The sequence below is a fragment of the Pleurocapsa minor HA4230-MV1 genome, assembly GCA_019359095.1.
Lineage (GTDB): Bacteria > Cyanobacteriota > Cyanobacteriia > Cyanobacteriales > Xenococcaceae > Waterburya > Waterburya minor.
Genome location: JAHHHZ010000017.1, coordinates 117662 through 143112 on the forward strand (window position 1 = coordinate 117662; position 25451 = coordinate 143112).

A 25451-nucleotide genomic window follows, 5' to 3' on the forward strand; every position below is an offset into this window, starting at 1 on the left:
AATGCATACCAATCAGGCTAATTCTCAATCTAGACAGCCTATTAGAAATATCCTCAAAGTTATTTTGGTTGATGACCAAAAGTTTGTTCAGCATAAGCTACAACAAATGCTATCTGAGGAAGTCGATTTGAAAATTGTCGGCGTTGCCAATGACGGTGAAACGGCGATCGCTTTGGTAGAGACTTTAGAACCTGACGTAGTATTAATTGATATTGAAATGCCAAAAATGAATGGCATTGAAGCAACTAAAATTATTGCCGAGCGTTTTCCTGACTGTAAAATTTTGATTTTGAGTAGCTACGAGCATCAGGAATATGTACAGAATATTATTGTGGCGGGGGCAGATGGCTATATTCTTAAAACCAGTTCAGCCGAAGATTTGGTAACGGCAATTCACTCAGTTTGTAATGGCTATGCTCACTTTGGTTCAGAATTATTCAAAAAAATTCAGTTAGCCCAGAATGCCGAGGGAATTTCTGGAATCGAAAGCTCAAAACCGATAGTAGCTAATGATTATGCTACTCTTAGCCCACAAAACATTCCTCAACAACTAGCATCAAGACAAGCCGACGAACTATTGCCGCCTGTAAGTAGATGGCTGACTTGGGGTGGAATTTCTGTAGTTACGATAATTGCCCTAGCTATTCCAGCAACCGCTATTTTTCAATACAAAACAGTGGTCAAAGCTCAGGCGATCGCTCGTCCTGTAGAAGAATTACACTTAGTTCAAGCGGCAGTAGAAGGGCAAGTTGCTCAAATTTTAGTTAAAGAGGGTGAAGCTGTAGCGCAAGGAGAGGCGATCGCCACTATCGATCGTTCTCGCTTTCAAACTAAGCAAAATCAATTGGAATCAGGCATCAAGCAACAAAAATTGCAGTTAGGGCAGCTTAATGCCCAGATTATTGGTTTACAAACTCAAATCATCGCTGAAACTGAACGTAATCAAGCTGAGATTGCAGCAGCCAGATCCGAATTGGCAGGGAGTCAACGCAACTATCAAGATAAAAGCACCGAGGTTACTACTCAAGTTGAAGAATCCGAGGCTCAAGTTAGAGCGGTTACAGCAGGCTTAAAGGCTGCCCAAGCTAAACATAATCGTTATCAATCGGTAGCAAAGGCGGGAGCAATCGGCAAAAATCAGTTGGCAGAAGCAGAACTAGAGGTTAGACAACAAGAACAAGAATTAGAAGCTGCACAAGCTAAACTAAAGCGAGGGATCTCTGCCCTCAATCCCTCAACCGCAGAGATTGAAACCTATCAACAGCGTATCGAACAGGTAAAAAAATCTGGTCGAGCTACTATAGCTAGTTTAAACCGAGAAACAGAAGCTCTAATTCAGCAACGCATTGAGATCGATCGCCAGGTAGAACAAGATACAGCAGAATTAAATCAGGTTAATCAAGAGCTTACTAAGACTCAGATCGCTGCCACCGCTACTGGCACAATCTTTCAGCTTGGTTTGAATAATCAAGGACAAACTGTACAGCCTGGACAAGAAATCGCCCAAATTATTCCCGAAAACTTTCAGATTGAAATGAAAGCAGCAGTATCACCTCAAGATATTAGCAAGTTAAAAGTAGGACAGGGGGTTCAAATGCGCGTTTCTGCCTGCCCTTATCCCGATTACGGCACTCTTCAAGGTAGGGTAACTCAAATTGCTCAAGATACTACTAGTAAACCACCTAGCCAGTCAGAAAATGACTTTCAAGTCAAGAAAGCTACTGCTTTTTATGAGGTGGCGATCGCTCCTAATAGCAACACCTTTGGGAGACAAGAACACCAGTGTTCACTGCAACTGGGGATGGAAAGTCAGGCTGATATTATCTCCAGAGAAGAAACGATGCTTCAGTTCATACTAAGAAAAGCCAGGCTTACTAGCAATCTTTAATTACTGAAAATTATAATTTGAAACAACAATTACGCTATTTCTAAGCGATCGCCAAAAAACCACAATCAAAATTATTTCTTGATGTAGATTGATGTAAATTAAATGATTTTAGTCATTGGCTTGACCTATTGATGAGTTTCAGACATTTTCAAGACTGAGTTTTCTTGCAGGGCTATTTCATTCTCATATATCCAGAGAATAAATTCTCTGTCTAATTACATTAAGTCCGTTTAAACGGACTTTAATTTTAAGCCAAGAAATTTATTTCTTGGTTCACTACAGTTAGAACGAAATAGCCCTGGTTTTCTTGAAGCAAGAGTTAAATAAAAATTAAATTTACTTAGCTAATGCAATCTACTGCTAAATTTTATAATGGCAACAGTGATTTAGCAATTATGGAATTACATCAAAAAACTTTATTAGAAAAAAGAAGCTTTTATTTATTATCAAATCAACTTAAGCTCTATTTGAAAGATCTAGAAGGTGAGCATGAAAATTATATCAACTATGAAAGCCTCAAAGGAGAAGCCAAAATTAGCTGTCACCGAAGCCCAAAATTGCTGTTTATAAACATAGTAATATTTACTTTCTCAATCTGTATCTTGCTCCAAAGCTTGATTACTAATCAAGGATTTATTTATAGTATTATCTGTTTAATTATTACTTTTTTATTGACTCTTTTGTATCAGTATCGGCAACAAAACTACATTCTTTTAGAAACTTGCGATCGCCAACAAATTATATTTTTAAGAGATAAACCAAATCGTCAAGCTGTAGAACAATTTTTAGCGCAACTATGGCTAGAGCGTAAGCGGTATTTAAGAGAAAAATATTTTTATATTAATTACAATCACAATTTAAAACAACAAACAGAAAGGTTAAGCTGGTTGCTAGAGCAAAATGTGATTAGCAAGGCGGAATATCAGGTTGCTCAAGAAGACTGGATTATCGATCGCAGTTATCAGACAAGTTAGGGGTGTAGTGTCTTGATTGTCTAAAAAGTCTAAAGTTGTTACAGTATAGGGCAAATTATGAAGTTGGCGATTATTGGTTGTGGGTATGTAGGTAGTGCGGTAGCGCGTTTATGGCACACAGCAGGAAATGAAGTAACGGTGACTACCACTACAGCCGAGAGAGTAGAAGAATTACAGGCGATCGCTTCTCAAGTAGTTGTGGTGACGGGGGACGATTTATCAGGCTTGAAACAAGTGGTTGCTAACCAAGATGTCGTCTTATTTAGTATTGGCTCAAAGCAACGTACTCTTGAAGTTTATCGTCAGACGTATTTAGAGACAGCCAAAAATTTAGTAGCTGCAATCAAGGCTAATTCTGGAGTTGGGCAACTTATTTATACTGGTAGTTACGGGATTATTAACGATCAAAGTGGTCAGGCGATCGATGAAACTGTCACCGTAAATCCTAAAGACGAATTTGGGGAAATTCTCGCTCAGACAGAGCAAGTATTACTTGGCGCATCAGCAGATTTTAAAACCTGTATTTTACGCTTGGCAGGTATATATGGGCCAGGAAGAGAGTTAATCAAGATCTTTAGACGGGTTGCTGGGACAACTCGCCCAGGATCGGGAGAAAGCTATACCAATTGGGTTCATTTAGAAGATATTGTGCGGGCGATCGATTTGGCTAAAGATCGGCAGCTAGAAGGTATTTATCACGTAAATAGTGATGAGGTGATGACGACTAAAGAGTTTCTCCAAAGATTATTTGTGGCTCACAATCTGCCTCCTGTTACCTGGGATAGTTCGCAGACTTCCCCTCGTACTTATAATATGAAACTGTCTAATCAAAAGATCAAAAGTGTCGGTTTTGAATTAGCTCATCCTAACATTGAGTTTATCTAGGGAAAAACCGCGACGCAAAGCTAGTCCTTTAGGGCTGTTCGCCCTGACAAATAAAACTGACTTAAGTATTTAATTAAATTAATTATGTCTCGACTTCCAGATATTTTGGCGTTAGATTTCGATGGTGTAGTTTGCGATGGTTTACTAGAATATTTTGCTACTACTAAACAAGCTTACAAGCTAATATGGTCGGCAGAGATTGACGATAGTTTTGCCCCCAGCTTTTATCGTCTGCGCCCCGTGATCGAGACGGGTTGGGAAATGCCAATATTACTCAGGGCATTAGTAACAGGGATATCTGAAGCAGAGATTTTAACTAGTTTCCAGGCGATCGCCCTCCAAATTACTGAGGCAGAAGGACTATCAAAACAGGAGGTAGTGCAAAAATTAGACGGGGTTAGAGATGACTGGATTAAACACAATTTAGCCGATTGGTTGAGCCTACATCGCTTTTATCCTGGGATGATCGAGCAATTAAAACAGATACTTAATTCAGCAGTAAAACTCTATATTGTCACTACCAAAGAAGGACGTTTTGTTAAGCAGCTACTCCAGCAGCAGGGAATAGATTTGCCCGCAGCACAAATTATTGGCAAGGAAAGTAAACGTCCCAAATACGAAACCCTAAGAATTATCAGGGATAGACACCAGCAGCCAGGTGAAAATATCCAGATTACCTTTGTCGAAGATCGTCTTCCCGCTTTACAGCAGGTGGCACAACAAGAAGATCTCAAGTTTGTCGAGTTATTTTTAGCCGACTGGGGCTATAACCTAGAAGGCGATCGCGCGATCGCAACTCAAGATAAACGGATCAAACTGTTATCTTTAGAGCGTTTTCAACAAGATTTAACTAGCTGGTAGATTGTCTCTATGTGTTGAGTTGTTAATCATATTATGATCGGGATTAGCGATCGCAACACCAATAACATTACCATCGTTATTAACAAACTTATTCAAAACTCTACTGAAATTATTTCCAGTAAGTTGTTAGCTATATTGCACCACAACAATCTCTCTTTACCGAAAATGATAAAGTATTATAATAATCTGTTACTCATCGCCAAACTGTAAACTTATGTCTACCGCTACTGACATTGGCACATTAGTCACCTCTTCCCCAGATATTGGTAATGGTCGTCCAATTATTGCGGGAACAAAAACTTCTGTTCGTCGAGTGGTTGTTCTATATAAACAAGGTGCAAATGCTGAAGAGATTGCTCGCCGTATGAGCCATCTTAACCTTGCACAAGTTTATGCTGCTTTAGCTTACTATCATGTTAATCGTGATGAAATTGAAGCAGATTTGGCTGAGGAGGATGCGGAATACTCAAAGCTAGCATCATTACATAGCCAGAAGGCTTAACAGTTTTTTAGGTGAGCAAAATACTTTTGTATATTGACGAAGACTCGATGGATGGGGACTTTGTATACGCTTTGAGATCTCGCAATGTGGATGTATTAACAGTTGCGGACGTAGGAATGCTCCATAAATCTGATGAGGAGCAGCTAGATTGGGCAAATCAAAACGGTCGAGTCATTTTTAGTTTCAATACCAGAGACTTTTACCGATTACACACTACTCTAATCGAGCAAGGCTTATCTCATGCAGGAATTATTTTAGCTCCACAGCAACGATACGGGATTGGTGACCTAATGCGTGGAGTGCTGAGACTGATCAATACAATACCTTCAGTTGAAATGCAGGGACAACTAGAGTTTTTGAGTAACTGGATTTCATAAGTCAGAGTCATCTAGCTTACCAGGGTCGACTTTGTAAATTTTAAAATAGTAGATAGAAGCATATCAATAGTGTTGCACTTCGTTCCTTGACCAACCCTAGTTAGAAAATGCAAAAATACTGATAAAAACTTATTTATTTTGCTGAACGAAGCTCTTCGAGTTCCTCTTGAATAACTCGGCGTAGTGTTTCTTCATCTACTGGCTGCTTCACTTTTTCTAAATACTGTCGCAAAGCTTCATTTATCATAGTTTGATAACCTTTGCCAGCAGATTCACTTCGCTCTCGGAAAGTTGCAAGCACATCGTCATCAATATAGATTGTAATACGAGTTTTACCAGTTTGGGGAATAACAGCCCCCCGTTGAGCTTGACTAAAATCATATTCCGCTTTCATACTGAGGTATGTTTGATGTAGGTTTTGATTTGTTTTATATCTGTAGCATAAAAGATTTATCTTTCATACTCGACTTAATTTGAGTAATAAATATTGAGCTTATCCCTACATCTAGCCACTTAAGCCAAAGAATCACTACCAGTGAATTTGGCTCAAAATATAGCGCAGGCGATCGTAATCATCTTTCAGCAGAGTACTGAGGGTACGTCCTACATTCACCAGCCAATCTCGATTTGCCTGACGCTGACGATAAACATCTCTGACTGAAGCTGCGACCAAAGATTCGACAGGAATATCTTTTGCTGATAGTAAAGTTCTCAAAAAGTCTAGTTTTTCCGTAAAGTGAACCACTTCCTCGACATCGCAATGATATACCGACTGATGAATCTGAGGTGGGCGAGGAGGTAAGTACTGATATACTTGACCTAAATTATTACTGTTCAAATTATTAGGTGTTTCAAACCCGACGATCGCCGCTTTAAATTCGGTTTTCAGCATGGCAAAAATCTGAGGCTGTTGTTCCCTTAATTCTTCTAAAGACAAGCCTAATGCGCGCGCACGGTGGACTGAATCAATCGGACTAGTCGTGACATAGGTAACAACGGCAAAAATTTTATTGCCTGACTCTTCATCAAAAGATTTAATCCAGCTGCCAAAAGGAGGCATTACAGGAAACTTCAGATCTTCGGGTTCAAGACATTGAGCTAGATATTGAGTAGTGGAAGTTTCGATCACCTCTCCAATATGCTTGGGGTTGCGACCATCGACTGTAAATTGAGGCAGGGGAAGACGCATTGTTAAAGACTGGGAGGGATAAAGAGTAAAGGATGAGAAGATAATGCTTTTTGCTCTTGACTATCCTAATCTTGGCTAGAGTAACCTTATTTTTTCTTCTTGGTTAAATCTACCGCTGCCAATTCCGATAGATTAAAGGTCACTAATTTGTCCCAGTTGCCACCTTCAAATAGCACTGCTACTTTAGCATCATCAATCCGCTGTACCAATCCCTGATAGTTGAAGTAGATATCGTCAGAATTGGTAACTTTAACCGTTGCGCCAGGTAAAATAATCATTTGCTTAAAAATTTACTTAAGATGCGATCGCTATTTAGGGATATTCTATTTTACCTAAGTTTACCAAGTAAACCTAGATTTAGTAAAAGGAATCAATCCTTAATCGCATCAAGTATTTCATCGGTAGTTGGCTTGTAGTTGGGTTCAACTAGCTCAATGTTCTCCTTCCAAATGTAATAAACCTGCTCAATTGTCCCATCATGGTGACTCCATGAACCCGTGTAATCAATAAAATTTAGTCTGACTAAGAGCCATTCTTGGTTAGGAGAATCTAATGGTTTGGTAGCAAAAATAAACCCCGCCTCATTATCCTGATATTCATATAATTCAAGAGCATACAAAGAACCTTGCCAGCCATATTCTCCTGAAATTGTCGCTTCGATCGCTGCTCTTTCAGTATTATTTTTAGGAGTAAAAATAAACGCTTGTTCTGGAATATCTCTATAAATTACTGGCGACCAGCTAAATTTACTCAGCATAAATTCAGCTAATTTCTGTAAAGCTATTTTATCTTTAGTCATCAGCCAAACTTCTGACTCTAGACGATTACTAATTGTCCATTGAATTTCGTTTCTAAATTTGTATGCTACAGCAGCAAAAGCCTGATCGTAAACTAACTTGTGATCGATACCAATATACCCTTCGTTAAGTAATTGTTCAATAGTTTTTTGTGAAGGAAAAGGTTTTTTATAAGAGAAGTCATAATGTATTGGTCTAGCTTGTAAATCAAACTCTATATAGATATTATTTTGCCGTAGCTTATTTAGCTTATTCTGTTTCATGATAAATATTATCTTTATTACGAACCGCTCGTTTATTGTTCCCCAAACAAACATTAAACATATAGTTAGTACTTTAAATCGGTTAATCTAAGATCTGAATAATCTAAATAGTGAGATTGTCGAGCTAGTAATTAATAGCTACATTGTTTAAAACACAAGAAAACTAATTAGAATTCTCAAAAAAATTCAGCTCTCAAATTAGTTTTAAAAAAGGCGATCGCCAGAATTAAATTTTTGTAATCATCAATAATTAAAAAATCATGCTTGTATTTGACCAGGAATAGATAAAATAAGGCTTGTGCCAAGAGTGAAAAGATTATCTATGTCTGCCATGTCTGAGATTGGGTCTACCCCCTTTAGTGCTGAAGAAATTGCCTCAGAAGGTATCAAACCAGAGGAATATCAAGAAATTGTCAAGCGTCTAGGTCGCCATCCCAATAAAGCAGAGTTAGGTATGTTTGGGGTAATGTGGTCAGAACACTGCTGTTACAAAAACTCTCGACCTCTTTTAAGCCAGTTTCCCACTACAGGCGATCGCGTATTAGTTGGGCCAGGAGAAAACGCTGGCGTAGTCGATTTAGGTAACGGTTTACAGCTAGCATTTAAAATTGAATCCCATAACCATCCTTCGGCAGTCGAACCGTTTCAAGGGGCGGCTACAGGTGTGGGGGGCATTCTACGAGATATTTTTACGATGGGTGCGCGTCCGATCGCCATTCTGAATTCTTTACGCTTTGGTAATCTAGAAGATGCCAGAACCAGACGTATATTTCAAGGTGTAGTTGAAGGAATTTCTCATTATGGTAACTGTATTGGCGTGCCGACGGTAGCAGGAGAGATTTACTTTGATCGGGCTTATTCGGGTAATCCTTTAGTCAATGCGATGGCACTAGGACTAATGGAAACCGCTGAAATTGTCAAGTCTGGGGCATCGGGTATCGGCAACCCAGTACTTTATGTCGGTTCAACCACTGGCAGAGACGGTATGGGAGGAGCAAGTTTTGCTAGTTCAGAGTTAACCGATAATTCAATGGACGATCGCCCTGCGGTACAGGTAGGAGACCCCTTTTTGGAAAAATCCCTAGTAGAAGCTTGCTTAGAAGCCTTTAAAACTGGTGCAGTAGTAGCAGCACAGGATATGGGGGCAGCAGGATTAACCTGTTCTACCTCCGAGATGGCGGACAAAGGTGGCGTGGGTATTGAACTAGATCTAGACTTAATTCCCGCCAGAGAACCAGGTATGACTCCCTATGAGTACCTTCTGTCTGAGTCTCAAGAAAGAATGCTGTTTGTGGCGCAAAAAGGTAGAGAACAAGAATTAATTGATATTTTCCACAAGTGGGAACTTCACGCAGTAGTGGCGGGTTCAGTAATTGAATCACCAGTAGTCAGAATTTTATTCCAGGGAGAAATAGCAGCAGAAGTTACCGCTACTGCTTTAGCGGATGATACTCCTATCTATCACAGGGAATTGTTAACCGAACCCCCTGCCTATGCCAAAGAAGCTGCTCAATGGACGACAGATAGTTTACCTGGCTGCGATTATCAAGGGATAGACGTTCAGGGAACTTACAAAACCTGGAATGAAATTTTGCTCCAGCTCTTAGATACTCCCACCATCGCCTCAAAGCAGTGGGTATATCGTCAATATGACCATCAGGTACAGAACAATACCATCCTTCTACCTGGAGGGGCAGATGCAGCGGTAATTAGAGTTCGTCCCATCGATGCTAAACCTGAAAATTGTAACATTGGCGTAGCAGCAACTACTGACTGTAATCCACGCTATGTCTATCTAGATCCTTATGAGGGTGCAAAAGCAGCCGTCGCCGAAGCAGCCCGCAACCTCAGCTGTGTTGGGGCAGAACCCCTAGCAGTAACGGATAATCTCAACTTTGGCAGTCCTGAAAAACCAGTAGGCTACTGGCAACTTGCCAACGCTTGTAAGGGGATAGCAGATGCCTGTCGAGAATTGTCTACTCCCGTAACGGGGGGTAATGTTTCCCTCTACAACGAAACTGTAGATTCAGAGGGTAATCCTCAGCCGATTTACCCAACTCCCGTAATTGGCATGGTGGGTTTAGTTCCCGATCTAACTAAAATCTGCGGACAGTCTTGGACTAAAGAAGGAGACGTTATTTATCTTTTGGGTAACTCCAATTATGTTCTCGGTGGATCGGAATATTTAGCAGCAGTTCACGGTAAGGTAGCAGGAAAACCTCCTGTAGTTGATTTTGCTCTCGAAAAAAGCGTTCAGGCTGCTTGTCGCTATGGTATTCGTCAGGGATGGATTCAGTCGGCTCATGATTTAGCCGAAGGTGGATTAGCCGTTGCCTTAGCCGAAGCCTGCATTGGTAATAGTCTGGGCGCAACAGTCAAGATCTCCGTCTCCGATCAGCGTTTAGATGAAATTTTGTTTGGAGAACTAGCAAGCCAGATCGTTGTATCTGTAAGTCCAGCTATAGTTGAGATCTGGGAAACTTATCTCCATGATAATTTAGCCGACTGTTGGAGCAAGATTGGTGTAGTTGAACAGCCTCAATCAGCACTAAAGATTTTAACAAATGATAATCTATCGTTAATTAATGTTAAGATCAAAATGTTAACTATTACTTGGTCACAGGCGATAGAAAACAGATTAGTCTTTTGATGCTTCATTGAAATAGTGACGAACCACTAGCTGGTTACATAACTCAGGAAAGCCCTAAGATTTATTGCCAAAAAGCATCTAGTTCTAATAGCTCTAAACTATTTCTCAAAGCATTTAATCTGGAAGATGCTACCAGCATTTCCTAGTAAATACATATACCTGTAAATACTTATCACTCAAAGGTAGGAGCCAGCCAATAGCATGATGCCACAACAATCTTTCGATTGGACAGAAGATTCTGATTCTTTAATGGATATTCAGCGGGTTGATAAGCCAGAAGAAGCCTGTGGTGTATTTGGGGTATATGCCCCTGAAACAACCTTTGATGTAGCCAAACTAACTTATTTCGGTCTTTATGCCCTACAACATCGAGGACAAGAATCAGCAGGAATTGCTACTTTAAACAAGGGTGATCTTTATTGCCACAAAGATATGGGGTTAGTTTCCCAGGTATTTAACGAAGAAATATTAGGACAGCTACCTGGAGAAATTGCGGTTGGTCATACACGCTATTCCACTACTGGTTCTAGTTTAAAAGAAAATGCTCAACCTGTGGTGTTAGATACGCGACTAGGAAAACTAGCTCTAGCTCATAATGGTAACTTGGTCAATGCTGTGGAATTACGTCAGCATTTAATCCAAAGAGAGGCTAATTTTATTAGCTCCACCGATTCCGAAATGATTGCCCTAACGATCGCCGATGAAGTCAACCGAGGTAAAAACTGGATTCAGGGAGCGGTTAATGCTTTTAAAATGTGTGACGGCGCTTATAGCTTAGCGATCGCTACTCCTGATGGCTTAATGGGTGCGCGCGATCGCAATGGCATTCGACCTTTGGTAATTGGTGTACTGTCAACAGAAGATGGCAAACAGCAGCGCTATGTCTTATCTTCAGAAACCTGTGGTTTAGATATTATTGGGGCAGAATATGTCCGTGACGTACAGCCAGGAGAATTAGTTTGGATCACTGATTCAGGGGTTGCATCGGTAACCTGGGCAAAAGAAGCAGATAAAAAGCTATGTATCTTTGAAATGATCTACTTTGCTCGTCCTGATAGTGTGATGCACGACGAGACTTTATATAGCTACCGTATTCGCCTCGGCAGACAATTAGCCAGAGAATCATTTGTCGATGCGGATTTAGTGATTGGAGTTCCAGATTCGGGTATCCCAGCGGCGATCGGCTTTTCTCGTGAATCTGGGCTTTCCTACGGCGAAGGATTGATTAAAAATCGCTATGTAGGGCGTACCTTTATTCAACCGACTCAAAGTATGCGGGAAGCTGGCATTCGCATGAAGCTCAATACCCTTAAGGATGCCTTGCAGGGTAAAAGAATTATCATTGTTGATGATTCGATCGTGCGTGGCACAACCAGCAAAAAAATTGTTCAAACCTTAAGAGATGCTGGGGCAACGGAAGTACACATGCGCATTTCTTCTCCCCCCGTAACCCATCCCTGTTTTTATGGCATCGATACCGATAACCAAGATCAGCTAATCGCTGCGACTAAATCTGTGAAAGAGATTGAAGCAAGAATTGGCGTTGATACCTTGGCATATTTATCTTGGGAGGGAATGCTCGAAGCAACTCAGGAGAATACTAATAATTTCTGTTCAGCCTGCTTTACGGGGGATTATCCTGTTACTATCCCTGAAGATGTCAAACGTTCTAAATTGATGTTAGAAAAAATCAAGGTTTAAAGATATATTGGTTTGGGAAATGACTATAGATTAGCGATCGCCAATCTTTACTCCCAACCAAACTCCATGCCTAAATATTGTTCCAACTGCTGATTGTAGGGGGTGAAATATTTGACTAAAGCCTCTCGAATGTTGGGATCTACATCTTGATAAGAACCTGCATTAACCTTGGGATAATTATCTTGAGGATAGCTAGGTAGGTTAAGGAATTTAAATACCTGTTCCATATTTGCGCGAGTATTTAGATAAAAATCTTCGCTTTTGAGAATTAAAAACTGTTCGCGACCTAAAATTTCCATCCAGGGTTTAAGTTTATAGATATAAAGACTACTCATAATATTATCTGGGTCATAATAGCCCGTGTTAGTAATCTCTGCTTCAGAGACGGTAGCTAATCGATCGATTTCACTGGCGATCGCCGTTGCCAAATCCAGCTTAGTCAAGCCTGTATTGAGCTTATGATAATGCCAAGATATGGCTCGATCTACGGGATTTCTCAAGAGGATAATAATTTTGGTCTGGGGAAAAGTATCCTTAATTCTTTGCGCCACTTGAGGAAAGCGGATATAGTTAGGGGTTGCTTCTCCCGTGAGAAAATCTGGGCGATCGGTGAGCGTGGGGAAATGAGCTAAATACCAATCAACACCCCGTTTAAAATGCTTCCAATAGAAATCAAGCTCTTTTTTATGGGAGAGTAATACTTGAGGATGGTGACTGAGGTAATGATAAATTGAGGAAGTTCCGCATTTAGTTGCTCCAGCAATAATAAAGTCAGGCCCAGATTTTTTCTGGGTTGGCCATTCCAACTGTGCCAGATCGGGATAAGCTTTAATTGCCTGTTGATAACTTCCCTTACGGTAACACTCGATCGCTTCAGCGACTCGATCTTGTTGAGTTAAAGCATCCCCTAAATTACCCCAGGCGATCGCAATCTCAGGATGCTCGGTAACAATTTGACGATAAACCTGAATCACTTCAGGAAATTGTTCTTTGGCGATAGGTGTATATTGCAGATCGATATAACTACTCTTAAAAAAAGGATCGAGTTGAATTGACTTAAGATAAGCTGTAATCGCTTCAGGAAAAGAGCCTTTAGCCCGCAAAAGTTTACCCAACTGAAAATACAAATCAACAGCAATTGGAAGATCTTCAGCTAAAGTTGCTCGCTCACTCGTAATAGCTAACTCGGCTGAGGGATCTTGTTTAGTCACATGTTCGATTGCTTGACGTAAATAGGCGATCGCTAAATCAAATTGCTGTAAGTGCCGATAAACCGCTCCCAGCTTGCTCAAAGCCAAAACAAACTCAGGTTTAATCGAGATTACTTGGCGATAAGCTGAAATTGCCTGTTGCCATTGCTGTTGATTTTGCCAGAGCCTTCCTAACTGATAATAAGGAAGAGCATAGTTGGGCTTGAGGGCGATCGCCTTTTGCCAGTGACTTTCCGCTTCATCATGTTCTTGAAGCTTAAAACAAGCTAAGCCCCAATAATAGTAAATTTTGGCTGACGGCTCTAACTCTGCTGCTTGCTGTAGGTGCGATCGCGCCTGGTCATATTCTTGTCGCTTATAGTTGACCAGACCCCAATGATAGTAAACTCTAGCGCTTGGCTCTAATTTTGCTGCTTGTTGATAATTATTACTGGCTCGCAACCATTTATTTTGAGCTTCTAAGGCGAATGCGAGAGCGAAAAGATAGTTAGAATTGTCGGGATTGTTTTTAACTCCCTGACGATAAACTTTGATCGCCTCTTCATCTTTACCCTGTTGCAACAGCAGATCTGCCAAAATCTTATATACCGACTCAAAATCAGGCTGAAGCGTAATTGCCTGTCGGTAATGCTTAACTGCCAGTTGCCATCGTTGTTGTTGGGCATATAAATCTCCCAAATTAGCGTTTGCTTCGGCAGATTGAGGATTAGCCTCTATTTGTTGAACACACTCGGCGATCGCCTGTTCGAGTTCAACTGAATCTAATTGGGACAAAGAACTTTTCACTGGTTAATTACTGATTAATTACTGACCTATTAAAGCTTGCGAATAATTAATTGGAAAGTAGGAGGAGATAAATGAACTGTTTGCCACTGATCTTTAACAGAAATCAAAAAGCGATCGATACCTGCTCTAGGATCTTGCTGTGGATCTTGAGGATTACGCCAACCATAGTAAGCAAAGATGATTAATCCTCCTGATTTAATCAGCTTCCAAGCTAGTTGAGCATTAGTTTCGTTGTCTTGAATTAATTTACATCGATCTTGAAGATGGATTAAATCGAAACTATCTGGGGTACATTCTGCCAGTTTTTGCTGAGTCTCACCCTTGCACATGCTTACTTTAGATTCAGCACCAGTTTTAATGATGTTCTCTTTAAATTTGTCGGCAAACTGACTATCAATACAGGTAAGATGACTTGCCTGATGAGTCAACAACCGATCTAATAGCCAACAGCTAGACATTCCCTGATAACAGCCAACTTCTAAAGCATTTATGGCTTGTCCTTTGAGAGATTCTAGCTGCTCTGACCAAAGAGGAATACGATGACTAAAAATATCTGTCGAGAAAAAATAGTCATGGGCGACACATTGATCCCAACCGCGTTGTTTACAGGCTTTTTGAAAGTTTAAGGCTGCTTCAGCTAATTTACCTTTTGCCCGCAGAGCATTACCTAGATGACTATATACCCAGGGATATTCTTCTACCAGATTAATAATGGCATAGCAAGTGGAAATTGCTTCATCCCATTTTTCAGTCAGTAAGAAAGTTTTAACCAAGTCGCGATATGCCCAGGAAAAGTCGGGATCGTGCTTAATCGTCAGACGAAAACAGGCGATCGCTTCGGCAAATGCACGTTGTTGAAGGTAAATCGTGCCTAACTTATACTGTGCCTTGGCTGCTGTTGGTTCAATCTCTAAAGCCTTCTGATAGAGAGCCTGCGCCCGATTTAATTTGCCCTGCTGTTGATAAATTTCTCCCAAATCGAAAAAGGCGGGGACAGCGGTTTTACTGCCAACAGTTGCCTGTTCATAACAGGCGATCGCTTCGGTGATTTTGCCTTTCTGTTCTAAGGCTTTCGCCAATTTATAGTATCCTTGCTGGTTAACTAAATCAGGATTAATCTGGGTTGCTTTATACCAGTATTCCATTTCTGCATCTCTGCGCTGAAGCTGACCATTAATCTGAGCCAAAGCAGAGTAGACGCGGACAGAATTAGGCAAGTGTTCTAGAGCATGTTCAAAGCAGCTGAGGGCTGCAATTAAATTATTTTCCAACAAATGCAGTTCCCCCAGTTGGGAATATGCTTCTGCCAAATTAAGAGTATGATCTAATGCCAAAGAATGCCAGACAATAGCTCGGTCAAATTCTGCTCTTCCTTGGAGTAGATTGCCTAAATTACTGAAAGCAGCCTGCCATTGTTCAGGATGATTGGCGCTAGTTATAATTGCCTGTTCGCACTGGGTAATAGCCTGAGCTAAATAGGTAGAAACCACGGATTTAATTGATGAAGATTAATAATGATTAACGGTTGCTGGCGAAATACTCGATCACCTTTAACAGACATTGCTCAAATCGATTGCCCTAGGTGAAACTGAATTACATACAAAAATAAAACTAACTTTAATCTTGTTGCTAACAATGCTGCAAAACTAATTTAAGCGCATCAATACTAACAAAAATATCTTCAGTTAGTGCATTCTGATACATTAAATTACGGAGAGACGAACAGCTAAAGTTTTGTCCCACTATGTAATAGTGTTGTAAGTCTAGTTGTTGGCTAATCATCCAGTAGTCTGTTCTGATATAGTTAGGCGAAAAAAGCTCAACTACTTGAGTATGAGGAGAACAAAAAACTAGGTTAGTTAGCCCCGAACCATGAGGAGAGACAATCATCTTGGCACTAGCAAAGGTCTTTACCTGCTCTAAAAAAGACATTTCTTCAAGAAACACCGTCACAAAACCTAATTTAGTGAGTAACTGACTGACTTCTATCTCGTTAACCAACCGCCTATTTTTAGCCCTAGCTCGACTAACATAGATTTTAGAATAATTTTGATTATTCTGGTTTGAATTAATTTGGGGCAAAAAGGTTTCTCTGAGAAACTTAATTGTTCCTTCAGGAACCCAGTCTAGGTAACCAGGGAAAGAAGGTACAATTAGCTCGCTAGCTTGAATATGACTGTGGCGATCGCTTTCAATAATCTTATCCTGGGCAATTCCCATTAGATCCAAAGTTTCTTGCTGATAGGGTTTGCTCAAACTATTGACCACAAACCAATCGATTTCTTTGAATTTGAGTTCACTGCGCCTTAACAGCTCTAATCGCGGCAAAATATCAAACATCCAATGATAGTAAACATGACCCGCCAAGCTCGATAATAAAGCCACTCTGCCTGTAATTTTTTCGACAGGAGCAATATTTTCTTGTTCAAAAATGCTATGTTCGGCTCGTTCTTGATAAGGACATCCAGGCAAAAACCAAGGATAGTTTCTGGATAAATCTCCCAAGAGATAGTTATCTGGTGTAATGACTGCCATCGCATAACAAATTACCCAAGAGTTTTTTTGTGGCGCTACCCAAGCTCTACCATTGGGAATTGTTACTACAAAAGGCAATCCTGAGTCAATTTTAGGAGCTTGTTCTAGGGAACATTGGTAAGCATTTTGACCTATTTGAAGTGGCTTAAACTGAGCGATTAGCTTAGTCATACAACTGTTACAGTTGACTCCACCACAATCTGGGTAGGATGTATCCCCAGGCTTAATTTTGATTGCTTCTGGCTGCCTAACTATTTTTGTTTTATTCTGAACTACTGGCGCTTGTGACCACAATACCTGCACATAATCAAAATCTTTTAAGTTACTGTCTCGCACCCAGTCTTGAGTGTGATGATAAATTTGAGTCGGTAACGATGCTAGATTATCTTCGGTGGGGAATAATTTAGGTAACTGCTTCCAGTCATCTTGCTGGCGATCGCTTAAGACCCTTTCATAATAATTAATCGCTTGTTCTGCCTGCTGAGTTTTTTCCAAAACTTTACCCAGTTGAAAACAAATCTGAGGCTGATTTGGTTGCAGAGCCAAACCTTGATGGTAAACAATCACAGCAGCATTTAGTCTCCGCTGTCGAGCCAGGCAGTTTCCCAACTTAAGATATAGTTCTATATCCTCTGGTTGAAGTTGTAAAGCACGCTGATAATAACTTTCTGCCTGCTTAATTCCCCCAAACTCAAATAATACATCTCCCATGTAACCATAGGTTCGCCAAAGATGATGATAAGCTTCCTCTTGTTGTCCTGATTTTAAGGCTTGAAGCAAGCGAGCGCAGGCTAATTTGGCAATTTCCAACAGATCTTCGGGACTGCTGGTTAGTTTTCCTTGACAATAAGCATTAACAAAATCTGGTTCTAGCTCAATTATTCTTTGCCAGGATTCTAAAGTCGATGCTAGATTGCCCATTTTTTGCTGCACTTCGGCATAACTACTATGAGCTAAAACATTCTGAGGCTCAAGCTGAAGTACATGCTGAAAACAGCGAGAAGCTTCAGCATAGTTACCCTGTTGCTGCCAAAGACGACCTAAATTATGATGTGCCAAAGCCATTTTTGGCGACAAAATGATCGCTGTTTCAAAACTAGTTAGAGCAAGTTCTGGTTGAGAATTAAACCAATACACTTGACCCAAATTATTGTGTAAAGTAACCCAAGTGGGATCTAAAGCAATTCCTTTTCTCAAGGTAGCGATCGCCTTAGAATATTCTTGTTGGCGAGCGTAAGTACTCCCTAAATTACTATAAGCTTGGACTAAATCAGGCTGAATAGTAATTACCTGCTGATAGGCAGCGATCGCCGCATCTAGTTCTCCTTTTTGATCGTAAAGTACTCCTAAATTGAAGTATGCTGCTTCATAATCAGGATTGATTTTAATTGTTTGATTGTAGGCAGCGATCGCCTCCTGCCAATTGCCCATCTGATGTAGCACAACCGCCAAGTTGTACTGTAATTCCGCCCAATAAGGTTGCAGCTTTAAAGCCTGTTTGTAATGCCATACTGCCTGTCGAGGATCTTGCTGCTTACTATGAAGTAAACCTAATTCTGCATAAATTTCTGCCTGGTTAATTCTCGTACCGAGAGTTTTTCGATAAGCACTAATAGCTGGGGCAAATTTACCCTGTTGAGCATAAGCTCTAGCAAGATAGGGATAAAAATCAATTCCATCGGGATCGGTGGCGATCGCCTGCTGACAGATCTCAATAACCTGCTCCCATTCTCCTCGCCCTAAATGAATTTTAATCTTCTTGAATGAGGATTCGCCTCTTATCATTGATGCTAATGGGAATGACCCTGACTCAAATTACAGAATAGATAGAGTGATAGGATAACTCGATTAATTTAAAAATAAAGCTATAGCGATCGGCTTGAGGTATTTTGTGGACTGAAACGCTGACTATTTTTGCTAGTTTGACTAATAAACTAATAATTTTATCGAATATCTCTACATACTATTAGACCCACAACTTTTCGTCATGGGTCTAATTCTCGTTATTGTGATTTTAGCGATTAAAAATATATATACTCAAGCCCAAGATCTGCTTAGTTATGAGATCTCCCAATTATCAGTACCTTCTTGTTTACTAATCTGAATATCTTCTAGACCTTTACCAATATTGATCGCATTTTCTCCATCGACACGCAACATTCCTGTATTAGCATCGTAGCTTACAACGTCATCACCGACTCCCAAGATTCTGATCATATCAGTATCTTCACCTTCGGTTTCAAAATCGATGATTCGATCTAATCTACCGACAAATTCATCTTTGTCAAATTCAAAAAGATCGCTACCAGCACCACCCCTGAACACGTCAGCATTAAGACCACCCTTCAAGGTATCGTTACCAGCGCCACCATCGAGCATATCGTTACCAGCACCACCGATGAGAATGTCAGCACCAAGACCTCCTTTAAGAGTATCGTTGCCTTCACTACCATCGAGCATATCGTCGCCAGCACCACCGATGAGAATATCAGCACCAAGACCTCCCTCGATGGTATCTTTACCTTCACCACCATCGATAAGATCGCTGCCTTTTCCACCTACAAGCAGATCATCCCCATCTAACCCCAAGGCAGTAGAACTACCTGCTGCTGTAAGGCGAATCGTATCATTTTTAGCTCCACCCACAAGAGTTAGTGAAGAACCAGATTCTTGTCCATTGGGTTTAACTTCAATCAAGTTTGTTTGACCCTGTAAACCTATATAGTCTAAATTTTCACCAGTAATCGTTGCGCCATTTCCCAAATCTAAGACAATACTTGACATAATTAATATATCCTAACTATTTATAATTTAATCTTGACTTAAACATCTCCATCAAAACTTTAGGTATTAAACCTATTAAAAACTATCATAGTTCATATTTTTTTTACGTCCAGTTAAAAAATACACAAAAAAATATTTTGATTACTATTAACAAAAAATATTTTAGGTTTCCAAATAATTGATTAAAACAGGTTTGTTTTATGTAAAAACACTGATAATCAGTAAACTTGCCAAATAAAATAATCATCAGATTTTCAACTTTTAAAATATCTAAGTATCAATTTTTTAGTAAGTCAAAAATAAAAATAACCATTTATAGATTAAAAATTTTGCTTTTTAAGTTAGACATATCAAATAAATCTAATATTGTAAATTAGAATAATTACTGAATATCAGTAATAACATTTACGTGATTTGAGCTAATTTTTTATTGTTCAATGGAGTTAGGAAAAATGTCCACAACCTACTAAGCTGTTACGCATTCACAACAAGCAAATTAAATGAAACAGCTTACTTACTACTTACTACCTACTACCTATTTGCCCTAAGCTAATTTTGTACGGCTATATGTCTGGCTAAAATTTTTCGAGCAAAGCTTGAACTAATTCAGGACTTGGTTGAGCAGCGATCGCCCCCGATTTAGTTGCCGTCAAACCACCCACCGCACAGGCATATTTAACCACATCTTGAGCCACTTGAGGATTAGATAACTCTTGTATTCCTCGTTGACATAGTTGATGAATAAAGCCAGCTAGAAAGGCATCTCCTGCACCAGTAGTATCCTGAACTTGTACGGGAAAGGGACTAACCTTACCCTCGTTTTCGGCAAGACAATAACTCACCTGAGCAGCTCCATTGCTGACTAAAACACCTTCGACAGACGCAAGACGATAAAAAATTGCCCCTGCGTCGGCAGTCTCAAATAACCACCTAGCTTCTTCTTCTGCTAGCTTGAGAAAGTCCACATACGACCAAAGCTGCTCAATTAAGGGCAAAGCTTCCTCTTCATTGAGCCAAAACATCGAGCGCCAATTAACGTCGAGAACAATCTTCAAATGATATTCCTCGGCTAATTCTAGAGCGCGAAATACAGCAGCTCTACTGTTAGGATAAGCTAGCTCCAAAGTGCCAATTACTAGATATTCTGCTGCTAAAAATAGTTCTGTGGGCAGCAGATCACCCTGAAGATAGGCATCGGCAAAGCAATCGGCAGGTTGATTGCCAAAACCCGCAAAAGTGCGATCGCCTTCAACAGTACGAGTAACATAAACCTGCCTAGTAGGAGCTTGTTTAGTGTATTGAACGCCAGATACATCAACTCCAATCGACTGTAAGAGTTGAACCAGTTCCTTTCCAGCCTCATCTTGACCAACACAGCCAATAAATGCTGAGGAGGTACCCAATTTAGTCAAAGCACTAGCAACGTTAGCAGGAGCGCCTCCTGGGTAAGAAGTCCACGATGTAACTTCTGATGCAGATTTGCCTAATTCATCAGCAAGACAATCAAATAATATTTCCCCCAAGCAAATAACTTTAGCAGGGCGATTGGCGATCGCTTTATGGTTCAACTTGCTTCCTCAATACATACGAACTTCTTATACTTCTAATTTTCAGGGTATCGTTTGCTAAGCACAACAATATTTAAGAAGGTTTATATTTCTTGATGACTTCACTTTAATAATTGTTTAGTAAAGTAACATTTTTCTCAAAAAATTAAACTTCACCCCGAATTTCTTCTACTACGCCATCTCTTAAAACAACTTCTACGTTTAGCTTTTTAACCAGATTGTCGCCTTGTTCCAGACGAAAGAAACTTTCCATTTGCGCCTGCACAACTTCTTGATCTAACTCTAAAAGCTGAATCTGCTGTAGCTGCTGAAGAAACTGATTTTTTTTCTCTAGCATCTCGGCTTTTTTTTGGTTAACTTGTCCCTGAATGTTTTCTGTTTGCTTTTGCACTTGGGGATTAGCAACACCTGCTTGTCTGGTTATTTCTTCAATAGTTCTCTTCCCCTGCATTTCTAGTTGCTGCATCTGCTGATCCAACCCAGCAACCTGTTTTTGTAATTGCTGAGTTACTTCTTCTTTCCATTGAGCCGTGACAATAGCTTTAACAGTTATGGGACGTTTTAATAGCAGACTAGCGTTGGAATAATCCATAATTTCGGCTCCTTGATCTAGACTTTAGATCTTAATTTTGATTGCAGCTTAAAGATTACAGGTTGTTTTCTATTGTGACTAGATTTTTCCCTGAATTTTTAATCTTTTTAGTTTTAGCTCATAAAACCTATTTTGAAGCATTTTATTAATATCTACTATCTACTACCTACTACCCATAAAGCCGATCACCCTAATTGTCTATCGCTAATTTTGTACGGCTATAATTGCCACAGGCAAGCTAATCGGCAAACATTTCCTCAATTAAAGACTGGTATCTAGCCATAACTTGAGGGCGTTTAACTTTAAAAGTTTGGGTCATCGTACCATTTTCCTGGGAAAAAGTCTCAGCTACAAAACGAAAATCACCAATGCGATCGTCAGCGCGATAGCCAGGACGATTTTTTATTTCACGATTTAATTCATTGCGATATAGATTAATAATTGCCTGATGATACAGATCGCTCTGCGCCACAGATTCTGGGGAACTATTAAGTTCAGGTAGTTTAAGACTTAAGTTTTGATCTGTTACCCACTGTTGTAAAGTTTCTAAATTAGGGACAATTAATGCACCTAAAGCCCGCTGATCTTGCCCTACCAGCATAATTTGATCGATGTAGATACTACGAACACAGGCATCCTCAATCGGTTGGGGTTCAATATTTTCACCATTGCTTAATACAATCGTATCTTTAGCTCTACCTGTCAACACCAAGTCACCATAAGGAGTCAACCAGCCTAAATCTCCGCTGTCAAACCAGCCCTGATTGTCAATTGCTTTGGCTGTAGCTTCGGGGTTTTGATAGTAGCCTTGCATAAGCTGACCACCGCGAATTAAGACTAATCCTCGCTCTCCTTGAGGTAAATCTTCTTTAGTTTGAGGATCGACAATTTTAATTTCAGTTTCGGGCAAAGGTCTACCAGCCGAACCGCGCACATTATGGTGTGGAGTACGGGCATTGGTAATGGGAGATGTTTCTGTTAACCCATAGCCGACAAATACATCGATATTCACGGTTTGATAAAAATCATCAAGATACTTCGCTAATGAGCCACCACCACTACAGACCGCTTTGATGTTACCGATCCCTGCGCGAATTTTATGGTAAACCAGTTTATCTGCCAGAGCATGAACAGGATAGAGAGAGGCTGCTTTGAGCTTGGCGATCGCTCTTTCTCCAGTTGTGGCATTAAAGTGTTCTAAACTCGTATCATTAGCAATTCTTTGCGCCATAATATAGCGCTGTGACTGTTTGAGAAAAAACTTAACTAACTTTTGCTGTGAGGCAGACTGTCCACTTAATAGCTTTTGTACTCCCTCATAAAGAGATTCCCAGAGACGAGGTACTCCTACCATATAGGTTGGCTGAAACTGCTTAAGATCCTGCTTAAAATAGCGGATTGAAGTGTAGACTTGGGTTGCGCCCTGAGCTAAAAAGAAATATTCCGCTGCTCGTTCATAAGCGTGCCAGCTAGGAAGAATCGAGAGAATTAGATCTCCTGGTTGCGGTTGAAAAACTGTTTTGACGTAGTTAACCTGATGCAACAGATTACCGTGAGTCAGCATCACTCCTTTGGGTTTGCCCGTTGTCCCAGAGGTATAAAGCAAGGTGGCAAGGGTATCTTTACTCTGTTTTACAGGCTGTAGGGGCTGATTTGCTCCCAATTCCAGCAACTTTTGATAGTTTATAGTCTTAATCCCCGTATCTTCTGAAACTGATTCGTCACTCAAAAGAACAATTAAGCCAATCGGTAAATTACCTAACTCAGAACTAAGTTTGGTTAAAGTTTTCAGATTCTCAACTACTAAAGCCGTGCTATCGCTATTTTCGAGAATATAGGCTAACTCTTGCTGATCCGCCCCTGAAGAGCGCACGACATCTACAGCTCCTGATGTCATGATTCCTTGATCGGCAATAAACCAACGGGGACTATTATCAGCAAACAGGGCGATCTTGGCTTGAGGCTGGATGCCTAAAGCTTGTAGTCCAGAAGCAAACTGTTCAATCTGCCTGATTAGATCCCGATAACTAATTCTTACTTCGGGTTGAGCATGGGGATCGTGTAAGGCAATCGTATCGCCAAACTTATCCGCAGTTAATCGCCAAACTTCAGGTAAAGAACCGAGATTAATATAGTCAAAAGCGATCGCCTTAGATGCTGTATTCATAATTATCTATTTATAGATTATCCAGAATATCCCTGGAATAGAATAAATAAATGATAATCAGTTATCTGACAACAGCTAAAGTTTACATGGACAATTTAACATTTGCACCTGACAAAGGCTTTGACTAACAAGCTTCTCTTGAATTAACTTTAATTAACCGTGTAGGTAACCTCTTCCACCTGCCCTGGCGCACCTAAAACCTGCTGCTGTTGATTGTTAAAGCTAATCACCACTCCTCCTGCATTCCCCGCCCGAATTGTTACCTCTTTTTTGCCCTTCCATTGACGCTGAGTACCTGCGGGTAGAACCCCTTCAAAAGCTACTTTACTATCCACCATTACCTTGAGCCAGCAACGCTCTTGCAGGTTGATCCCAACGCTTACTGTTGCCGAATTACTCGATTGAGAGATAAATTGAGGAGCAGCTTTAGGCTGACTAACTTGAGCGGTAGTTGCTGATTTATTTTCAGGAGCTAAAATTGGGTTGTCTACTGAAGCTTGATTAACAATTACGGGGCGTTCTACTAAAGTTGTAATGCCAGTCACAGAGACAATTACCAGCAGAATATAGAGTAAATATAAATGGAGCGATCGCAACTGAAAATTGAACCAGTATTGGCGACGCTGCTTTTGAGCTGAATTAATAGGTACAGCAGAATTATCGGACTCTACTTCAAAATGAATGTCCCCAGCACCGATAGCTTGGGCATATTTCCTGATTAATGCGCGAATATAAAATACTTCAGGTAGTTCTGTGATATCTCCTGCTTCGATCGCCTTTAATAACCGTTGAGAAATTAATGTCTGCTGCGAAACGGTATCCAGAGAAATATTGTGTGCCACCCGAATTTGATTGAGGTTAGCACCAATATCTTTTAGCTGTTGTTGTTGTTCGATAGTTAAATTATGTTTAATCATATACTGCGCTCCCTGGCTGGGCAGTTAATTTGGGCAACTTAGGGTTAAAAGAAGCTTTTAAAAAATTAATTTCAGTTCTTTTCAAATGTCGATACTTACTTGGAGGAAGTTTTAAGCCATGAGGGCTGTTTAATGTAATTGAACCAATTGCCGTACGATGTAACTCAGTTACCTCATAGCCTAGCTGTTGAGCTACACGACGTATTTGTCGATTTCTGCCTTCAGTTAAGACTATTTCCAGGGTTTTTCCTGTTTGATCTGACTTAGCCAAATTAATTTTGGCAGGGAGAGTCTTTTTTTGCTCTAAAATTACTCCTTCTTGCCAATAAGTCAAATCTTTTTTTGTAGGAGAACGATTTAATTTGACTAAATAGGTTTTGGGTAAATGATATCGAGGATGGGTCAAACCCAGCGTTAATTCACCATCGTTAGTTAAGATCAAAGCGCCACTAGAGGCGAAATCTAATCTGCCAACGGGATGAATTCCCGATCCTTGGCTAAGATCTTGAGGCAAAAGATCGATTACGGTGGGACGGTTTTGCGGATCATCACAGGTAGAAACCACTCCTACTGGTTTGTTTAACAGTAGATATAGAAGTTGAGGACGTTGAGCCTGTTGGACTTGCTGCCCATCCACTTGCAAAATATCTTGCGTTAGCTCGACGCGATCGCCTAGTTTGGCTATTTGACCATTGATGCTAACCCTGCCTGCTGCTATCATTTTTTCTGCTTTGCGCCGTGAGGCAATTCCCCACTGAGACAAAACTTTTTGAACCCTTTCAGCCATCGAGAATTCCTACCTGC

The 25451-nt window shown here is 40.3% G+C and carries 21 protein-coding genes; 8 read left to right on the forward strand and 13 right to left on the reverse strand.

The window, feature by feature from the left end; genetic code table 11:
- Position 1 precedes the first annotated feature (1 nt).
- The 6 genes from KME09_07785 to KME09_07810 all read left to right on the forward strand — a co-directional run bounded on the left by KME09_07785 (position 2) and on the right by KME09_07810 (position 5487).
- The gene (locus tag KME09_07785; GenBank protein MBW4533824.1) at positions 2-1888 is read left to right on the forward strand and encodes a response regulator; all 1887 of its coding nucleotides are present in this window, start codon (positions 2-4) and stop codon (positions 1886-1888) included.
- A 347-nt stretch (positions 1889-2235) separates the two neighbouring features.
- Positions 2236-2862 carry a hypothetical protein gene (locus KME09_07790; GenBank protein MBW4533825.1) on the forward strand — a complete coding sequence of 209 codons (627 nt, stop codon included), beginning with the start codon at positions 2236-2238 and terminating at the stop codon, positions 2860-2862.
- Positions 2863-2919: 57 nt separating this feature from the next.
- Positions 2920-3747, forward strand: a complete 828-nt coding sequence (locus tag KME09_07795) for an NAD-dependent epimerase/dehydratase family protein (GenBank protein MBW4533826.1) — start codon at positions 2920-2922, stop codon at positions 3745-3747.
- An 84-nt stretch (positions 3748-3831) separates the two neighbouring features.
- Entirely contained in the window at positions 3832-4608 is a 777-nt protein-coding gene (locus KME09_07800; protein ID MBW4533827.1) for an HAD family hydrolase, read from the forward strand.
- Positions 4609-4822: 214 nt separating this feature from the next.
- Entirely contained in the window at positions 4823-5110 is a 288-nt protein-coding gene (locus KME09_07805; GenBank protein MBW4533828.1) for a DUF433 domain-containing protein, read from the forward strand.
- A gap of 11 nt (positions 5111-5121) precedes the next feature.
- Positions 5122-5487, forward strand: coding sequence for a DUF5615 family PIN-like protein (locus tag KME09_07810; GenBank protein MBW4533829.1), 366 nt, complete (start codon positions 5122-5124; stop codon positions 5485-5487).
- Positions 5488-5620: 133 nt separating this feature from the next.
- Here the strand turns inward: KME09_07810 and KME09_07815 are convergent, their stop codons facing one another.
- From KME09_07815 to KME09_07830, 4 genes are all read right to left on the reverse strand, one after another.
- Positions 5621-5881: a BrnA antitoxin family protein gene (locus KME09_07815; GenBank protein ID MBW4533830.1), complete on the reverse strand. Its 261-nt coding sequence runs from the start codon at positions 5879-5881 to the stop codon at positions 5621-5623.
- Positions 5882-6016: 135 nt separating this feature from the next.
- Positions 6017-6676 (reverse strand): hypothetical protein, encoded by a 660-nt coding sequence (locus KME09_07820; GenBank protein MBW4533831.1) that lies wholly within the window; start codon positions 6674-6676, stop codon positions 6017-6019.
- A gap of 86 nt (positions 6677-6762) precedes the next feature.
- Positions 6763-6954, reverse strand: a complete 192-nt coding sequence (locus tag KME09_07825; protein MBW4533832.1) for a DUF3252 domain-containing protein — start codon at positions 6952-6954, stop codon at positions 6763-6765.
- A 92-nt stretch (positions 6955-7046) separates the two neighbouring features.
- Positions 7047-7736 carry a hypothetical protein gene (locus KME09_07830; GenBank protein MBW4533833.1) on the reverse strand — a complete coding sequence of 230 codons (690 nt, stop codon included), beginning with the start codon at positions 7734-7736 and terminating at the stop codon, positions 7047-7049.
- Positions 7737-8067: 331 nt separating this feature from the next.
- Here KME09_07830 and purL point away from each other — a divergent pair, with 331 nt between their 5' ends.
- Together purL and KME09_07840 are read left to right on the forward strand one after the other, a co-directional pair.
- On the forward strand, positions 8068-10386 hold the full coding sequence (gene purL, locus KME09_07835) for a phosphoribosylformylglycinamidine synthase subunit PurL (protein MBW4533834.1): 2319 nt from the start codon (positions 8068-8070) through the stop codon (positions 10384-10386).
- 201 nt (positions 10387-10587) lie between these two features.
- Positions 10588-12087, forward strand: coding sequence for an amidophosphoribosyltransferase (locus KME09_07840; protein ID MBW4533835.1), 1500 nt, complete (start codon positions 10588-10590; stop codon positions 12085-12087).
- A 47-nt stretch (positions 12088-12134) separates the two neighbouring features.
- Here the strand turns inward: KME09_07840 and KME09_07845 are convergent, their stop codons facing one another.
- The 9 genes from KME09_07845 to KME09_07885 all read right to left on the reverse strand — a co-directional run bounded on the left by KME09_07845 (position 12135) and on the right by KME09_07885 (position 25434).
- A complete protein-coding gene (locus tag KME09_07845) occupies positions 12135-14084 on the reverse strand; it encodes a tetratricopeptide repeat protein (protein MBW4533836.1) in 1950 nt (649 codons plus the stop codon).
- A 29-nt stretch (positions 14085-14113) separates the two neighbouring features.
- Positions 14114-15574: a tetratricopeptide repeat protein gene (locus KME09_07850; protein MBW4533837.1), complete on the reverse strand. Its 1461-nt coding sequence runs from the start codon at positions 15572-15574 to the stop codon at positions 14114-14116.
- Between the two features lie 139 nt (positions 15575-15713).
- Positions 15714-18404 carry a tetratricopeptide repeat protein gene (locus KME09_07855; protein ID MBW4533838.1) on the reverse strand — a complete coding sequence of 897 codons (2691 nt, stop codon included), beginning with the start codon at positions 18402-18404 and terminating at the stop codon, positions 15714-15716.
- Between the two features lie 273 nt (positions 18405-18677).
- Complete coding sequence (locus KME09_07860; protein ID MBW4533839.1) at positions 18678-19403, reverse strand: hypothetical protein; 726 nt, start codon at positions 19401-19403, stop codon at positions 18678-18680.
- A 575-nt stretch (positions 19404-19978) separates the two neighbouring features.
- The gene (locus KME09_07865; GenBank protein ID MBW4533840.1) at positions 19979-20971 is read right to left on the reverse strand and encodes a carbohydrate kinase; all 993 of its coding nucleotides are present in this window, start codon (positions 20969-20971) and stop codon (positions 19979-19981) included.
- Positions 20972-21116: 145 nt separating this feature from the next.
- Positions 21117-21563: a YlqD family protein gene (locus KME09_07870; protein MBW4533841.1), complete on the reverse strand. Its 447-nt coding sequence runs from the start codon at positions 21561-21563 to the stop codon at positions 21117-21119.
- 238 nt (positions 21564-21801) lie between these two features.
- A complete protein-coding gene (locus tag KME09_07875; GenBank protein ID MBW4533842.1) occupies positions 21802-23730 on the reverse strand; it encodes an AMP-binding protein in 1929 nt (642 codons plus the stop codon).
- A gap of 149 nt (positions 23731-23879) precedes the next feature.
- Complete coding sequence (locus KME09_07880) at positions 23880-24647, reverse strand: helix-turn-helix domain-containing protein (protein ID MBW4533843.1); 768 nt, start codon at positions 24645-24647, stop codon at positions 23880-23882.
- Positions 24640-25434 carry an rRNA pseudouridine synthase gene (locus KME09_07885; protein ID MBW4533844.1) on the reverse strand — a complete coding sequence of 265 codons (795 nt, stop codon included), beginning with the start codon at positions 25432-25434 and terminating at the stop codon, positions 24640-24642. Before KME09_07885 ends, KME09_07880 begins: the two co-directional genes overlap by 8 nt.
- Positions 25435-25451 lie beyond the last annotated feature (17 nt).

What these genes read in the sequence shown, in the direction of transcription:
- KME09_07805 (MBW4533828.1), top strand. Translation starts at nt 4,823, where the DNA reads ATGTCTACCGCTACTGACATTGGCACATTAGTCACCTCTTCCCCAGAT.
- KME09_07815 (MBW4533830.1), bottom strand. Translation starts at nt 5,881, where the DNA reads ATGAAAGCGGAATATGATTTTAGTCAAGCTCAACGGGGGGCTGTTATT.
- KME09_07825 (MBW4533832.1), bottom strand. Translation starts at nt 6,954, where the DNA reads ATGATTATTTTACCTGGCGCAACGGTTAAAGTTACCAATTCTGACGAT.
- KME09_07800 (MBW4533827.1), top strand. Translation starts at nt 3,832, where the DNA reads ATGTCTCGACTTCCAGATATTTTGGCGTTAGATTTCGATGGTGTAGTT.
- KME09_07820 (MBW4533831.1), bottom strand. Translation starts at nt 6,676, where the DNA reads ATGCGTCTTCCCCTGCCTCAATTTACAGTCGATGGTCGCAACCCCAAG.
- KME09_07790 (MBW4533825.1), top strand. Translation starts at nt 2,236, where the DNA reads ATGCAATCTACTGCTAAATTTTATAATGGCAACAGTGATTTAGCAATT.
- purL (MBW4533834.1), top strand. Translation starts at nt 8,068, where the DNA reads ATGTCTGAGATTGGGTCTACCCCCTTTAGTGCTGAAGAAATTGCCTCA.
- KME09_07795 (MBW4533826.1), top strand. Translation starts at nt 2,920, where the DNA reads ATGAAGTTGGCGATTATTGGTTGTGGGTATGTAGGTAGTGCGGTAGCG.
- KME09_07880 (MBW4533843.1), bottom strand. Translation starts at nt 24,647, where the DNA reads ATGATTAAACATAATTTAACTATCGAACAACAACAACAGCTAAAAGAT.
- KME09_07875 (MBW4533842.1), bottom strand. Translation starts at nt 23,730, where the DNA reads ATGAATACAGCATCTAAGGCGATCGCTTTTGACTATATTAATCTCGGT.
- KME09_07860 (MBW4533839.1), bottom strand. Translation starts at nt 19,403, where the DNA reads ATGTCAAGTATTGTCTTAGATTTGGGAAATGGCGCAACGATTACTGGT.
- KME09_07885 (MBW4533844.1), bottom strand. Translation starts at nt 25,434, where the DNA reads ATGGCTGAAAGGGTTCAAAAAGTTTTGTCTCAGTGGGGAATTGCCTCA.
- KME09_07840 (MBW4533835.1), top strand. Translation starts at nt 10,588, where the DNA reads ATGATGCCACAACAATCTTTCGATTGGACAGAAGATTCTGATTCTTTA.
- KME09_07830 (MBW4533833.1), bottom strand. Translation starts at nt 7,736, where the DNA reads ATGAAACAGAATAAGCTAAATAAGCTACGGCAAAATAATATCTATATA.
- KME09_07870 (MBW4533841.1), bottom strand. Translation starts at nt 21,563, where the DNA reads ATGGATTATTCCAACGCTAGTCTGCTATTAAAACGTCCCATAACTGTT.
- KME09_07785 (MBW4533824.1), top strand. Translation starts at nt 2, where the DNA reads ATGCATACCAATCAGGCTAATTCTCAATCTAGACAGCCTATTAGAAAT.
- KME09_07855 (MBW4533838.1), bottom strand. Translation starts at nt 18,404, where the DNA reads ATGATAAGAGGCGAATCCTCATTCAAGAAGATTAAAATTCATTTAGGG.